This is a genomic window from Streptomyces sp. NPDC127038 (genome assembly GCF_042725875.1).
GTDB lineage: Bacteria > Actinomycetota > Actinomycetes > Streptomycetales > Streptomycetaceae > Streptomyces.
Window position 1 is genome coordinate 63,155 of the sequence record NZ_JBHXDQ010000024.1, and the last position, 13,925, is coordinate 77,079.

The 13,925-nt window shown below is 73.3% G+C and carries 11 protein-coding genes; 3 read left to right on the plus strand and 8 right to left on the minus strand.

From position 1 onward, the window contains the following. Positions 1-3: 3 nt before the first annotated feature. The 5 genes from ACFWI4_RS18840 to ACFWI4_RS18860 all read right to left on the minus strand — a co-directional run bounded on the left by ACFWI4_RS18840 (position 4) and on the right by ACFWI4_RS18860 (position 6,207). Positions 4-1,491 (minus strand): phytoene desaturase family protein, encoded by a 1,488-nt coding sequence (locus tag ACFWI4_RS18840; RefSeq protein WP_387197311.1) that lies wholly within the window; start codon positions 1,489-1,491, stop codon positions 4-6. 35 nt (positions 1,492-1,526) lie between these two features. Continuing rightward, a complete protein-coding gene (locus ACFWI4_RS18845) occupies positions 1,527-2,165 on the minus strand; it encodes a DUF4126 domain-containing protein (protein WP_387197314.1) in 639 nt (212 codons plus the stop codon). 409 nt (positions 2,166-2,574) lie between these two features. Continuing rightward, positions 2,575-3,204, minus strand: coding sequence for a TetR/AcrR family transcriptional regulator (locus tag ACFWI4_RS18850; protein WP_385406613.1), 630 nt, complete (start codon positions 3,202-3,204; stop codon positions 2,575-2,577). 35 nt (positions 3,205-3,239) lie between these two features. Continuing rightward, on the minus strand, positions 3,240-5,324 hold the full coding sequence (locus ACFWI4_RS18855; protein WP_387197319.1) for a YhgE/Pip family protein: 2,085 nt from the start codon (positions 5,322-5,324) through the stop codon (positions 3,240-3,242). Then, complete coding sequence (locus ACFWI4_RS18860) at positions 5,311-6,207, minus strand: ATP-binding cassette domain-containing protein (protein WP_387197322.1); 897 nt, start codon at positions 6,205-6,207, stop codon at positions 5,311-5,313. Before ACFWI4_RS18860 ends, ACFWI4_RS18855 begins: the two co-directional genes overlap by 14 nt. Before the next feature lie 174 nt (positions 6,208-6,381). Here ACFWI4_RS18860 and ACFWI4_RS18865 point away from each other — a divergent pair, with 174 nt between their 5' ends. The 3 genes from ACFWI4_RS18865 (at position 6,382) to ACFWI4_RS18875 (ending at position 8,676) form a co-directional block, all read left to right on the plus strand. After that, the gene (locus ACFWI4_RS18865; RefSeq protein ID WP_385406619.1) at positions 6,382-6,966 is read left to right on the plus strand and encodes an SAV_6107 family HEPN domain-containing protein; all 585 of its coding nucleotides are present in this window, start codon (positions 6,382-6,384) and stop codon (positions 6,964-6,966) included. A 267-nt stretch (positions 6,967-7,233) separates the two neighbouring features. Beyond that, positions 7,234-8,004: a class I SAM-dependent methyltransferase gene (locus ACFWI4_RS18870; protein WP_385406621.1), complete on the plus strand. Its 771-nt coding sequence runs from the start codon at positions 7,234-7,236 to the stop codon at positions 8,002-8,004. A 273-nt stretch (positions 8,005-8,277) separates the two neighbouring features. Continuing rightward, the gene (locus ACFWI4_RS18875; RefSeq protein WP_387197326.1) at positions 8,278-8,676 is read left to right on the plus strand and encodes a DUF3040 domain-containing protein; all 399 of its coding nucleotides are present in this window, start codon (positions 8,278-8,280) and stop codon (positions 8,674-8,676) included. 271 nt (positions 8,677-8,947) lie between these two features. Here ACFWI4_RS18875 and ACFWI4_RS18880 read toward each other — a convergent pair whose 3' ends face one another. The 3 genes from ACFWI4_RS18880 to ACFWI4_RS18890 are packed head-to-tail and all read right to left on the minus strand — an operon-like array spanning position 8,948 to position 13,694. After that, positions 8,948-11,302 (minus strand): transglutaminaseTgpA domain-containing protein, encoded by a 2,355-nt coding sequence (locus ACFWI4_RS18880; protein WP_387197329.1) that lies wholly within the window; start codon positions 11,300-11,302, stop codon positions 8,948-8,950. Beyond that, entirely contained in the window at positions 11,299-12,660 is a 1,362-nt protein-coding gene (locus ACFWI4_RS18885; RefSeq protein ID WP_387197332.1) for a DUF58 domain-containing protein, read from the minus strand. Before ACFWI4_RS18885 ends, ACFWI4_RS18880 begins: the two co-directional genes overlap by 4 nt. Then, positions 12,660-13,694 carry an AAA family ATPase gene (locus ACFWI4_RS18890; RefSeq protein ID WP_385406631.1) on the minus strand — a complete coding sequence of 345 codons (1,035 nt, stop codon included), beginning with the start codon at positions 13,692-13,694 and terminating at the stop codon, positions 12,660-12,662. The genes ACFWI4_RS18885 and ACFWI4_RS18890 overlap by 1 nt, the downstream gene beginning before the upstream one ends. Positions 13,695-13,925: the final 231 nt, after the last annotated feature.

A 13,925-nucleotide genomic window follows, 5' to 3' on the forward strand; every position in this document is an offset into this window, starting at 1 on the left:
CGGTCACTGCGAGCCCTGGAAGTCCGGCCCCTCCACGATCAGCCCGGCCACCAGCGCGCCCGACATGCCCGCGTGCGGCAGACCGCCGCCGGGGTGCGCCCAGCCCCCGGCCGCGAAGAGCCCCGGTATCCGCGTGGTGTTCGACGGGTACAGCAGCCGGCCGTCCGCCGCGGCGAGCGCCGGAGCGGGAACCGCGCCGCCCGGCACGCCCGTCTCCTCCGCGATGTCGGCCGGGGTGCGGACCTCGTGCCACAGGAGCCGGTCCCGCAGCCCGGGCAGGGCCCGCCCGGCGGCCTCCAGGACCCGCTCCACGTCCTCCCCGGACACCCGCGTCCCGGACGGCACCGTGACGGTCAGCGTGACCGCCTCGTGCTCCGCGTCCGGCACGAGCGCGGGGTCGTCGGGGCGCGAGACCACGACGGTCGGCGCCACGGGCACCCCGGGGCGCTCGCCGAACAGCCGCTCCAGCTCGCCGTCCCGGTCCGCCGAGTGCACCACCGTCCGGTGCGCCACGCCGGCGGGCCGCGGGCCGCGCAGCGCGAGCAGCACCGTCAGCCGGCCGGCCCCGCCGGACCGCGCCGGCACCTCACCGGCGCCCCGGAGCCCGGCCCCGGCCAGGAGCCCCTCCGGCGGCACGCCCGCGACCACGAGGTCGGCCTCCTCGAACGTGCCGTCCGCGGAGAGCTCCACACCGACGGCCCGGCCGTCCTTCTCCACGATCCGTTCGACCCGGGTGGCGAACCGGAACTCGACCCGGCGCTCCAGGCACCGCTCGTACACCGCGCGCGCCAGCTCGCGGACACCGCCGCGCACGTACCAGGTGCCGAAGGCGTGGTCCATGTACGGCAGCACGGCCGCGCTCGCCGGAGTGGAGCGCGGGTCGAGCCCGTACGCCAGGGCGTGGCTCTCCAGGAGGGCCGTCAGGCGCGCGTCGCGCAGCTCCCAGGCGGCGACCTCGGCGAGCGTCCCGGCCCGGCGGGTGCGCAGCAGCTTCTTGTGCGGCACCGAGGGGTACGGGTCGCGCTCGGCCAGCACCGGCCAGTTGGGCCACAGCGGCTCCTCCAGGAGCGGCCGGCGCGCACGGTCCCACGCCTCCCGGGCCCGCACCAGGAAGTCGCCCCACCGGGCGCCCGCCCCGTCGCCGAGCGCTTCGTCCAGCGCCGTGACCACGCCCGCGCGCGAGGCGTTCGGCAGGGACACCCGGGTGCCGTCCGCGAAGACGTGGCCGGCCGCGGGGTCGACCTGCACCAGCTCGACGCACTCCTCCAGGGGCCGCTTCCCGGTCTTGACGAACAGATCGCGGTAGACGGCGGGCACCGGCAGCAGCCCTGGGCCGGTGTCGAAGGCGAAGCCGTCCCGCTCGAAGCGGCGCACCGCGCCGCCGTACGTCTCCGTCCGCTCGAACACGACCACCCGGTGGCCCGCGACGGCCAGCCGGGCAGCCGTCGCCATCGCGCCCATCCCGGCGCCGATCACCGCAATCCGTCCCATGGCGGCGACTTTAGCCGCCCCCGCCGACAGTCAGGTCAGCCGCGGTCCGCCCACGGGGCCCCGCCGGGCGGAGGTCCCGCCGTCGCGGCCGTGCGCCGCTCCTCCCGGCGCCGCGCCCGGTTCCGCAGGAACCGTCTGATCCGCGAGACCAGGAAACAGAGCACCGCGAGCCCCGTGCACAGCAGGACGCCGGCGACGGTCGCCGCGGCCCAGGGATGGAAGATCGCCAGCGTGACGACGCCCGCCACCCCGAGATCCTCGGCGGTGCTCACCACGAAGTTGCTGAAGGGCTCGGGCGAGGTGTTGACGGCCATCCGGGTGCCGGCCTTGACCGTGTGGCTCGCCAGGGCGGTCGTACCGCCGAGCACGGCCGCCGTCAGGTCCGAGACCGAACCGCTGTGTCCGGCGAGCAGCGCCCCGACCCAGGCACCCGCCGCCGGCCGGATCACCGTGTGCACGGAGTCCCACACCGAGTCGACGTACGGGATCTTGTCGGCGACCGCCTCGCAGAGGAAGAGGACCCCGACTGTGACCAGGATCTCAGGGCGTTGCAGGGCCTGCGGGACGTCGTCGCTCAGCCCGGTGGCGCCGAACACGCCGAGGAGCAGCACCACCGCGTACGCGTTGATGCCGCTGGCCCAGCCGCTGGTGAAGACCAGGGGGAGTACCGACACGGAGGCGATCGTAACCAGTGCCGGACAGCGGCGTCCTGGGTCTGAGCACGTATGCCTGAGTATCCGTACCTACAGGGTGAGATGAGTAGCCGCACGGATGGGCCCGACCTGCGGGAACGGGAGAGTGGAGGCACGGAGAGGGGCGCGGTTCCGGCACCGCCGACACGGGGCGGCGGAACGGGACCCGCGCCCTTGGCCGCTCCTTCCGCCGACGCGGTCGGCGGGAGTGAGACACGGGGGTACCCGGGGGACGACCGAACGGGGGCCCGACGGGGTACGGGGGAGCACGGCGAGGCGCCGGTACGGACGGCCCGCGGGGGACGCGGCCGGCCGGACCGGCGCTCTCGTGCGCGCGGGTGAGCGGCGGTGCCGTGGTGCGGCGCGGGGCGTGCCCGGCCGGCGGGGGTGCTCAGCCGTGGCCGCTCACGCGTCCCTGGAGGAGCCGGGACAGTGCCGCGTGGACGTCGTCCAGGGAGCGCTCCGGCTGGAAGGCCTGCCAGTCCAGGGCGGCCACCAGGACCATTCCGACCAGTGCCGCGGCCGTCAGCGGGATGTCGATCTCCTCGCTGAGCTCCCCGCCCGCCACCGCGTCGCGCAGGACACCCTCGACGACCGCCACCGCCTGCTGCCGCACCACCATGAGGGTGGACTGCCAGGCCCGGTTGGTGCGCCAGAGTTCCGCCACGTAGAGCTGGGTGAACGCCGGATAGCGGTTGATGAAGACGAGCCCGGCCCGGATCATCGCGTCCAGCGCGTCGACCTTGCTGCCGCCGTCCCGGTCCGTCCGCTCCGCCGCCTCCCGCAGCGAGGCCGTCAGGAGTCCCACGCCATGGCGCAGCAGCTCCTCGAAGAGGACCGATTTGCTCGCGAAGTTGTAGTAGACCGTGCCCTTCGCGACCCCGGCCCGCTCGGCGATCTCGTCCACCGTGGTGGCGGAGAAGCCCTGCTCCGCGATCAGCGTGACGGCCGCCTCGTAGAGCTTCTGCCGGGTCGCCTCGCGGCGGCTGCCACCGCCCGCCGTGGTGCTGCTGCTTTCCATGGCTCCGATTGTCACAGGAGCACCCGCGCGCGTGGTCACAGGCTCAGCTCCGGATGCAGCCGGTCGAGGGTCCACACCTGCCTGCGGCGCGCCGTCAGGGCGGTGAGGGCGAGCGCCCCCGCGGTGAAGGCGGTCAGCACCGCGCAGGCAGTCGCCACCGGCCCCAGACCGCCGCCGGTGATGAGCCGGCGCAGGGCCTCGACGATGTAACTCATCGGCAGGTAGGGGTGGATCGCGTTGAAGAAGCCCGGACTGGTCTGGACGGGGTAGGTGCCGCCCGCCGAGGTCAGCTGGAGCATCAGCAGGGCGAGGACGAGGATCCGGCCCGCCGCTCCGAAGCGGGCGTTCATCCACTGCACGATCGCCGCGAAGCAGGCCGTCACCAGGAACAGGAAGCCGACCGTTCCCGCCGCCCGCACCATCTGGAGTCCGATCGCCCAGTGCAGCACGGCCATCAGGGCGGCCGTCTGGAGCACGCCGACGGCGGCGACCGGCAGCCAGCCCGCGAACGCGACGCGCCACGCCGGGGCGCCCGCGGCGAGCGCCCGCCGGTTCAGCGGCGGGATCAGCATGTACGCCACCATCGCGCCGACCCACAGGGACAGCGGGATGAAGTACGGGGCGAAGCCGGTGCCGTAGTTGGGCGCCTTGTGCAGGTCCCTGGAGGCCATGCGCACGGGGTCGGCCATGACCTCGGTGCGCAGGTCGCGGTCGGGCTTGTCGTAGTCGGGGATCCTGCCCGCTCCGTCGTGCAGGCCGCCCGCCAGCTTCCCGGAGCCGCCGACGAGCTTGTACAGCCCGCCGTCGAGGTCCTTCGCCCCCGTCCGCAGCCGGCCGACGCCCTTGTCGAGGTCCGTCGCGCCGGTCCGTGCGGTGCCGAGTCCCTCGTGCAGCCGCTTCGCGCCCCTGGCGACCGCGGCGGCCCCCTCGTTCAGCTTGTCGATCTTGGAGACGGCGTCGTCGAGGTCCTCGGAGAGATGCGGCGAGCGGGCGGCGAGGGCGTTCGCCTGCTTCTCCAGTGCCGCCAGGTTCTTGTCCAGCGCGCCGAGGTCGCCGTCCTGGTCGCCGATCAGCGTGCTCACGTCGTCGGTGACCGCGACGACGTCCGCGGCGGCCTGGGCGGCCTTCTCCAGCTCGGGGCACGCGGGGTCGGGGACCGGCAGGGCCTCGCACCGCGCGTGGTGGACGCCTTCCAGCGCGTCGGAGGCGGCGTGCGCGCCCTTGGCCGCGGCCGGTGCCGTCTTCACCAGGGTCGCGAGGTTGTGGCGGATGCCCGCCGCGGAGTCCGCGACGAGCCGGGCCGTGTCGCCGATCGACTTCTCGTTGTCCTTCAGGAACGGGCCCACCTCGTCCGCGACCCCGTCGACCTTGTCGGCCAGCGCCCGGGTGCCGTCCGCGACCTGGTGCGAACCGTCGTCCAGGTCGCCCGCTCCGGTGGTGAGTTTCGTGAGGCCCCCGGAGAGCTTCCCGCTGCCCTTCTTGGCCTCCTTCAGGCCGTCCGCGAGTGCCTCGGAGCCCTTCTTCGCGGTGCCGAGGCCGTCGTTGAGCCGGTCGGCGCCCTCGGCCGCCTTCACGGTCTTCCCGTGGATGTCCGAGAACGAGATGAAGATCTTGTCGAGGAACGAACGCGAGGCCTTCGTGGAGGCGGCCGTCCGCACCTCGCTGAACACCGTGCGGGAGATCTGCCCGACGATGTAGTTGTTCGCGTCGTTGGTGCGCACCTGGAGCGCGCTGGTCTCGGGCGAGCTCCCGGAACTGGAGGCGATCCTCTCGCTGAAGTCGCCCGGCATGGTGAGCGACAGGTAGTACGTGCCGTCCTCCACGCCCCGGCGGGCCTCGGCCGAGCTCACCTCGTGCCACTCGAAGGTGTCGCTGTCGCGCAGCCCCTCGGTGATGGTGTCCCCGACACTGACCGTGCGGCCGCCGGCCGTCGCGCCCCGGTCGTCGTTCACCAGCGCCACGGGGATGCGGTCGAGACGGCCGTACGGGTCCCAGAAGGACCACAGGTAGAGGGCGCCGTAGAGCAGCGGCAGCAGCAGGAGCGCGACCAGGGCGGCGCGCGGGAGCTTGCCCCGGCCGAAGCGGCGGAGTTCGAGAAAGGCCAATTCAGGCGAGCGCATCGGCCGTCTTCCTGTCGAGGTCCCCGCTGTCGCTGTCGCTGTCGCTGTCGCTGTCGCTGCCGGCGTCGGCAGCGGTGTCGGTGCGGGGGTGGGTGTCGTCGTCGGTGCGGGTGTCGGTGTCGGTGTCGCTGTCGGCCTCGGTGGAGGGCTCGCCTGTCTGTCCGCCGGGGGTCCTCACGGTGTCGGCGGCCGGTGCGGTGGACACGACCACGACACCTTCGGGAGCCTCGCTGCACACCGCCACGACGGTCGTGCCGGACTCGGCGATCGACCTCAACAGGGCCCAGGCCTCCGACCGTTCGGCGTCCGAGAGCTTGAGGTCGGTGTCGTCGACGCCGAGCAGCCGCGGGCGGCCGATCAGGGCAAGCGCGATCGACAGACGCAGCGCTTCGAGCCGGTCCAGATCACGTACGGCGGTCCTCGGCCCCTTGGGCAGGGTGTCCGGGTCGAGCCCGGCGGCGGCCAGCGCGGCGCCGATCCGCGTCGCGGCGTCGTCCGCCCGCTCACGGCGGGGCCGCAGCAGGGCCCGCAGCGAACTCCCGAACCGCCATTGCAGCAGGGCCCGTTCGCGCAGGTGCTCCCCGACGGTCAGCGCGGGGTCGAGGTCGGTGACCCCGGGCACGTGCGCGAGCGCGCTGGTCCTGCGCACCGCGGCCCGCTGCTTCGGCAGCCGCGACTCCCCGACGACCGCCGTCCCCTCGGTGGTCTTCATCCGCCCCGTGAGGGCGAGCAGCAGGCAGGTCCGGCCGGATCCCGACGGCCCCTCGACCGCGACGAGCGATCCGGGCCCCGCTTCGAGAAGGACCCCGCGGAAAACCCACCCGCGGGGCCCTTCGAGTCCGAAGTCCCGGGCCGCGACGCCCACTCCGTGCGGAACGTCCACAGCTCCCCCGATTTCCTGGAACACATCGAACCTTTTGAACTGACTGGTCAGTGCAAAAACTAACCCGAACTTGCGATCGAAGCAAAACCGCAGGTCAGAACGGATTGTCAGTGGCATACCGCACGATGGGCACATACGGCCACAGTGCCGTCACACGACGACAGGAGGTTCGTCATGGCCAGCTCTTCCGCAGCCGCCGCCCGTCGGCGCCGCGCCACCGGCCCTGCCCCCTCACCGACCGGTCCGGCGGGCGACGTCCACCCCGTGCTCCGCCGGGCCACGGCCCCTCCCGCCGCCCTCGACCTGCTCTCCCAGGCCCGCGCCGGACTCGACGAGGCCGCGGCACTGGAGACGTCCAACGAGCGTTACGCGACCGCCCACTTGGCCGCCCTGCGCACCGCCGCCGCCGTCCTCGCGGCACGGGCTCGCCCGGAGCCCGTCGCACGGCGCAGGGCCCGGATCCGCAGCGCCTGGGAGGTGCTTCCGGAGATCGCGCCCGAACTGACCGAGTGGAGCGCGCTGTTCGCCTCCGGCGCCACCCGCCGTGCCCGCGCCGAGGCCGGCATCCGGGGAGCGGCCACCACCCGCGACGCCGACGACCTGATACGCGATGTCGCCATGTTCCTGCGCCTCGTCGAGCGGATGCTGGTGCTCCAGCCCGTCCTGCCCCAGCCCCGCCAGGACGGAGGCCATGACCGAGGCCCGGGTGCCGGCGCGGGCGCGAACGGCCCTGACAGGGGGGTGCCGGACGCGGGTTGACGGCCAGGGGACCGACGGCGGGGCGGGAGAGGGGGCTCGGCCGGGCGCGGGGTGCGGCCGGGGCGGAGTGCGGGACCGGCGGTGCGCCCGGGGTGCCGGCCGCGGCCCGCTCACCGCGTCCGTCGCATGATCCGGCGCGCGCGGGACGGGGGACCGGTCACGGGGGCGGAGGCAATAGGGTGGAGACGCCTGCTGCCTCCCCGCCGGGAGGCTCGAAGATCGCTCCGCCCGTTCGACAGGCGGTGCCGCGCCGAGGAGTCAACTGCCGTGTCGGACCCGATGCGCCCCCGCGCTTCTCTCCGTACCGCCGTCGTCTGGGAAGTCCTCAAGGACGCCCTGGACCGTCAGGTCAAGGCCACCGGACGGGAATCGCTCGACGTACTCGACACGGGCGGCGGCAGCGGCAACTTCGCCGTGCCCGTGGCCCGCCTCGGCCACCGCGTCACCGTCGTCGACCCCAGCCCGAACGCGCTGTTCGCACTGGAGCGGCGTGCCGCCGAGGCCGACGTGGCCGACCGGGTGCAGGGCGTCCAGGGAGACGCGCACGGCCTCTTCGACGTGGTCGAGCGCGGACGCTACGACGCCGTGCTCTGCCACGGCGTCCTGGAGTACGTCGACGACCCGGCCGAGGGCGTCCGCAACGTGGTGGACGCGCTGCGCCCCGAGGGCGTCCTCAGCCTCCTCGCCGCGGGTCTGGGCGGAGCCGTGCTGGCCCGGGCGCTCGCCGGGCACTTCAAGGAGGCCCGGCACGCGCTGGACGACCCGGACGGACGCTGGGGCGAGAGTGATCCCGTTCCGCACCGGTTCACCGCCGACCAGCTCACCTCCCTGGTCTCCGGCGCCGGTCTGCACGTCGCCGCCGTGCACGGCGTACGGGTCTTCGCGGACCTGGTGCCCGGAGTCCTGGTGGACACCGAGCCGGGGGCGCTGGAGGCACTGCTGAAGCTGGAGGCGGCGGCGGCCGAGCTCAGCGCGTTCCACTCGGTGGCCACACAGCTCCATGTGCTCGGCGAGGCCCGAGCGGCCTCGGAGGACTGAGCGCCTCCCGTGGCGCGCCGCTGATCAGGGGCTGGGCGGCAGATGGAGTACGCCACAGACCACCCGATCGAGTGCTCGGCGCCGTATGATCGGGGGAGACCGTCCGGCATGACGGACCGTTCGCTGGGGAATGCACGCCTCAGCGCATCGGGGCGCCATGCAGGGTTCCGGGCGGCGAATTGGCGTAGAGGGCGGGTTTCACGGGGCCGATTCCCTGCCTATCCTGAAGGGGACCCCCGGTCGCCCCGGCGACTGCACGATGAGGAGGACTCCGTGCCGCTCTCGGAGCACGAGCAGCGAATGCTCGAGCAGATGGAGCGAGCGCTGTACGCCGAAGATCCCAAGTTCGCGACAGCGCTTGAGGGAAGCGGACTGCGTACGTACACCCGGCGACGGGTCTACCAAGCGGTCGCGGGCTTCCTTGTGGGTATCGCGCTCCTCATGGCCGGAATGGTCGCGGTTCTGATCTGGCTGAGCGTGGTGGGCTTCCTCGTCATGCTGGGCTGCGCGGTGCTCGCCGTCACCGGCTGGCGCAAGGCTCCCAAGCCGGGCGAGCAGGCCGGTGCGCCGGGTTCGTCCGCCTCCCGTCGGCAGAGCCGGCCTCGGCGGTCGATGATGGACCGGATCGAGCAGCGCTGGCAGCGTCGGCGCGACGAGCAGGGCGGCAACTGAGCCGTCGGCGTCGCCGCCGCAGACATACGCGTGAGGGGTGTCCACCCGGGTCGGGGTGGGCACCCCCTCGCGCGTGCGGGGCGTTGCCACTGGGCCTGCCCGGGGTGACCTGAGCCCCCTCTCGAGCGGCACCCGGCGCTGGTGCTGTGCCCACCGGTCCCGCCCTGCGGGACGCCTGCCCACAGCGGGCACCTCCAGCCCTCCCGTCCTGCGGGACGCCTGCCCGCAGTGGGTGGCGAGCCTCTTTTCGCAGGGCGGGAGGGCGGGGGTGTCAGGTGTTGGGGGAGAGGCGGGATCTCAGGGTTGTGCGGGCGGCCGAGGCCATCCAGATCACCCGGACGGCCGAACGCGGGAGGAGGAGCGCGCGCAGCCGGGCGGGCCTGCTCGCGGAGGCACTGAAGGATCTCCCGACCACACGCGCGTCGTGCGCGAGGCCCGACACCGGCCGGGGGTGCGGAGCGTAGAGGACCTGCTCCACCGCCGCGGCCACCCGGTGCACCGCCGCCTCGGCCTCCGGATCCAGCTCACCGAGTCTCACGATCCGCTCGGCCGCCTTTCTCGGCGTCTGCGACTCCGTCGGCCCGATCCCGTGGTCCCAGGCCGTATCGGTCACCTCCGTCCAGGCCCCCAGCGTGTGCGCCGCCACGTCCGCCTCGGTGCGGCCGTGACCGCCGAGCCGGACCGCCCGCACCCGCATCCGCCACAGCATGGGCGACAGCAGCAGGCCCAGGACCAGTAGCCCGGCCAGCGTCACCACGAGGATCTGCGTCCAGGGCCAGTCGTCGTCCCCGGCGCCGATCGCCACCGACGAGGACTGGTCCGGGCAGGCCGCCAGCTTCCGCAGCTGGGGCGAGCAGCTCTCGCTCGCCGACGGCTCCGCCGAGGGCGCCGCGGACGACGAGAACGCCGGCTTCGGGGCGGCGGACTCGGTGTCGCCCGGGGTGTTCGTCTGGGTGTACGACGGCACCGAGCCCCGGCTCGGGGTCGGTTCGAAGCGGGTCCAGCCCACGCCCTCGAAATACAGCTCGGGCCAGGCGTGCGCGTCCCGCAGCCCCACCGACATCGAACCGTCCGCCTGCGGGGTCCCCGACGTGAAGCCCACCGCCACCCGGGCCGGGATCCCGAGCGTCCGCGCCATCGAGGCCATCGCGAAGGAGAAGTGGACGCAGAAGCCCTCCTTCTCCTTCAGGAAGTTCGCGATCGCGGCGGAGCCGGTGCCGGCCCGCACCTGGGTGTTGTAGCGGAAGTTCCCGCTGACGGCGAAGTAGTCCTGGAGCTTGACCGCCTGCTCGTAGTGGTTGGCCGAGCCCGCCGTGACCTCGCGGGCCGTCCTCGCCACCACCGCGGGCAGCGAGTCCGGGACCTTCGTGTACTCGCGCTTCATCGCGGGCGAGGGCTCAGGCGCGCTCGCCAGCTGCTGCGCCGTCGGCTCCACCATCAGACTCGTGACCTCGTACTGCACACCACGGGTGTTCTGCCCGTGGTCGCCCACGAGGGTGCGCCCCACCGGTTCGTAGCGCCAGTTGCCCTTGATGTCGACCTTGCTGGCCGGGTACGGCATCGGCAGCCAGTCCTGCGCGTACCAGTCGGCCGCCGCGATCCGGGTCCGGATCGTGGCCCGCTTGACCTCGCCGGACAGCCCGATGGGCGCAGGGAACGTCTTCGGCACGTCCACGATGTGGCGCTGCGCCGGCTTCCACGCCGTGCCGTCGAAGTCGTCGAGCGAGACGATCCGCAGGTACAGGTTCTGGGTGTCCGCGGTGTCCGTCCGGTACGTCATGACCGTGCGGTCCTCGTCCACGTTCAGACTGTCGCGGAGGGAGACCAGCGGGTTCACCGCGGAGATCGTGCCGCCGTCCCCGGTGCCGTTGCCGATGCCGTGTCCCACGCCGTCCAGCAGACCGGCGCCGAAGGAGGGCAGGACGAGCGGCACGAACAGGGCGACGACGAGCGCCGCCCCGCCGATCCGCCGCCCGGTGCGCACCGGCGCGACCACGCCGCTCGCGGACGAGGGTCCCGGCGTGCGGGCCGCTCCGCCGAAGACGCGGCCCCACTGCGAGAGCCGGTCCCGGCTCTCGGCCAGCAGCAGCATCAGATAGCCCGCGGCCGCGAGCAGGAACCACAGCCCCGCCGCGCCGCCGCCGGACAGGCCCGCGGCGACCGAGTACAGGGCGAGCAGCGGGAGGCCGGCGGGCGCGGCGCTGCGGTAGGTCACCGCGAGGGTGTCCACCGCGAGCCCGATCACCAGGACCCCGCCGACCACCATCAGCCGGATCCCGTCCGACAGCGGGGCCGGGATCGAGTACCTGCTGACGTCGTCGGCGCCCGCCCGGAGCAGGTCCGAGAAGTGCTGGAAGGCCTCAGGACCGGGGACGATCCCGGCGAGGGCCTGATGCCGGGCGAAGACCAGCGTCAGCATCATCAGCGTGACCAGCGCCTGGGCCGCCACGGTCAGCGGCCTGGCCAGCGGGACCCGCCGGGTCAGCGCGCCGACGCCGGTCTGCACGGCCAGCAGGAAGGCCGCCTGGAAGATCCACGTCGGCGGGCTCACCAGGGGAAGCAGCGCGCAGGACGTCATCAGTGTGGCCGCCGCCGCCCACAGTGCCAGCCGGGCTCGCCCGCTCATACGCTCCCACTCCCCGCGTCGGTGCCCGTCGACGCCACGTGGACGCGCTGACGGTCCGCCTCGCGCCACAGGTCGGCCAGCGAGGCCCCCCGCGGCACCGCCACGGCGGTCCATCCCGCCTCGCGCAGCATGCGCAGCGGGTCCGTGCCCTCGTCCCGGGGACCGGGCGCCTCGGCCGGGTCCCGCACCCAGGACTCACTGTCCAGCAGGAACGCGACGGCCCCGCCGCTGCGCTGGCGCATCTTGCCGAGCACGGTCGCCTGCTCCTCGTCGAGATCGCCGAGGAAGGCGATCAGCAGTCCTTCGTTGCCGCCGCGCAGCACCTCGTACGCACGGGAGAGCCCCGTGCCGTTCGAGTGGTCGACGACGGCGAGCGTGTCCATCATCATCCCGGCGGCGTCCGCCGACTCCTGGCTCGTGCCCGCGAAGCCGTCGGAGCCCTCGCCGGGCACCGAGCTGCCGGTGTCCGTCAGGAGGCGGACCGAGAAGCCCCGTTCGAGCATGTGCAGCAGGGCGGACGCCGTTCCCGAGACGGCCCATTCGAAGGCCGAGTCGGGTCCCGCGCCCAGGTAGGCGATGCCCCGGGTGTCCAGCAGCACGGTGCAGCGGGAGCGCTGGGGCTGCTCCTCGCGCCGGACCATCAGCTCGCCGTAACGGGCGGTCAGCCGCCAGTGCACCCGGCGCAGGTCGTCGCCGTGGCGGTAGCCGCGCGGAATGATGTCGTCCTCGCCGGCCAGCGCGAGCGAGCGCTGCCGCCCGTCGCCGTACCCCTTGGCCTCACCGGCCAGCCGCACCGGGGGCAGCGCCTCCACGCGCGGGATGACGGTCAGGGTGTCGTGGGCGGAGAAGGAACGGGTCAGCTCGCACATGCCGAACGGGTCGGTCAGCCGCAGCTGGAGCGGGCCCAGCGGGTAGCGGCCGCGCAGATCCGAGCGCACACGGTAGGACACCTCGCGGCGGCCGCCCGCCTCCACCCGGTCCAGGACGAAACGGGGGCGCGGGCCGAGGACGTACGGCACCTTGTCCTGGAGCATCAGCAGGCCGGTGGGCAGCCGCGAGATGTTGTCCATGCGCAGATGCACGCGGGCCTCGGAGCCCGCGGGCACCCGCCCGGGGGAGAGCCTGCGGCTGCCCGCGACCCGGTAGCGGGTGCGGTACAGCACGGTCGCGCAGATCAGCGGCAGCACCGCGAGGAGCAGGCCCACCCGGAGCAGATCGCTCTGCCCCAGGACGTACGCGCAGATCATGGCGGCCACCCCGGCCGCCAGGAACGAGCGGCCGCGGGTGGTGAGACCGGCGAGCGCGGTGCGCGGCCCGCCCCTGTCCTCGGGGGTGTGGCCCGTGCTCGCCTGTGTCATCACAGCCTCCGGGGCGGCTGCTGACCGTAGGTGGGCGCGCCCCGGCCCATCGAGAGGCCGGACTGCTGGGGAGCGGCGGGCACCGGGGTGCGCTGGAGGATCTCCTGGACGACCTGCTCGGACGTGCGGCGGTTCAACTGCGCCTGGGCCGTGGGCAGCAGGCGGTGGGCCAGGACCGCGACGGCGAGTGCCTGCACGTCGTCAGGCAGCGCGAACTCGCGGCCGCTGAGGGCGGCGGACGCCTTCGCCGCGCGCAGCAGATGCAGCGTGGCACGCGGTGAGGCGCCGAGTCTGAGGTCGGGGTGGTTGCGCGTGGCCCCCACCAGGTCCACCGCGTAGCGGCGCACCGGGTCGGCGACGTGGACCGTGCGGACCGCGTCGATCAGCTTGACGATGTCGTGCGCGTGGGCGACCGGCTGGAGGTCGTCCAGCGGGTTCACTCCGCCGTGGACGTCCAGCATCTGGAGCTCGGCCTCCGCGCTGGGGTAGCCGATGGAGACACGGGCCATGAAGCGGTCCCGCTGGGCCTCCGGCAGAGGGTAGGTGCCCTCCATCTCGACCGGGTTCTGGGTGGCCACCACCATGAAGGGGCTGGGCAGTTCGTAGGTCTGCCCGTCGATGGTGACCTGCCGCTCCTCCATCGACTCCAGGAGCGCGGACTGCGTCTTGGGCGAGGCGCGGTTGATCTCGTCGCCGATCACGATCTGCGCGAAGATCGCTCCCGGTTTGAACTCGAAGTCCCGGCGCTGCTGGTCCCAGATGGACACGCCCGTGATGTCCGAGGGCAGCAGGTCGGGCGTGAACTGGATGCGCCGCACCGAACAGTCGATGGAGCGCGCCAGCGCCTTGGCGAGCATGGTCTTGCCGACGCCGGGGACATCCTCGATCAGAAGATGGCCCTCGGCGAGCAGCACGGTCAGCGAAAGCCGTACGACCTCTGGCTTGCCCTCGATCACTCCTTCCACCGAACTGCGGACACGCTCCGCAGTGGCGGTCAGATCTGTAAGGCTCGCTCGATCGTCATAGGTCGTCACCCGGCCCTCCTCGGCCCGTTCGGGCCGACGCCCTGTGCGGACCGGCCCACCCCGAAACACGGGCACCACGCGCGAAAGGTTCCGCGTGACGCCACACCCGCATTCTTGTTGCCGTTACCGGTTCGTGTCATCCGCCTGTGGACAAGTGGCCGCGATATGTCAGTTCTTACGGCTCTTTGGGCACCGGACGGCCGGGGTTTTTTGTGAGGCGAGGGTCCCACGAGCTGCGGA

Excerpts from the sequence above, each read along its gene's own strand:
- ACFWI4_RS18840 (WP_387197311.1), bottom strand. The coding sequence starts at position 1,491 with ATGGGACGGATTGCGGTGATCGGCGCCGGGATGGGCGCGATGGCGACG.
- ACFWI4_RS18850 (WP_385406613.1), bottom strand. The coding sequence starts at position 3,204 with ATGGAAAGCAGCAGCACCACGGCGGGCGGTGGCAGCCGCCGCGAGGCG.
- ACFWI4_RS18855 (WP_387197319.1), bottom strand. The coding sequence starts at position 5,324 with ATGCGCTCGCCTGAATTGGCCTTTCTCGAACTCCGCCGCTTCGGCCGG.
- ACFWI4_RS18865 (WP_385406619.1), top strand. The coding sequence starts at position 6,382 with ATGGCCAGCTCTTCCGCAGCCGCCGCCCGTCGGCGCCGCGCCACCGGC.
- ACFWI4_RS18880 (WP_387197329.1), bottom strand. The coding sequence starts at position 11,302 with ATGAGCGGGCGAGCCCGGCTGGCACTGTGGGCGGCGGCGGCCACACTG.
- ACFWI4_RS18885 (WP_387197332.1), bottom strand. The coding sequence starts at position 12,660 with ATGACACAGGCGAGCACGGGCCACACCCCCGAGGACAGGGGCGGGCCG.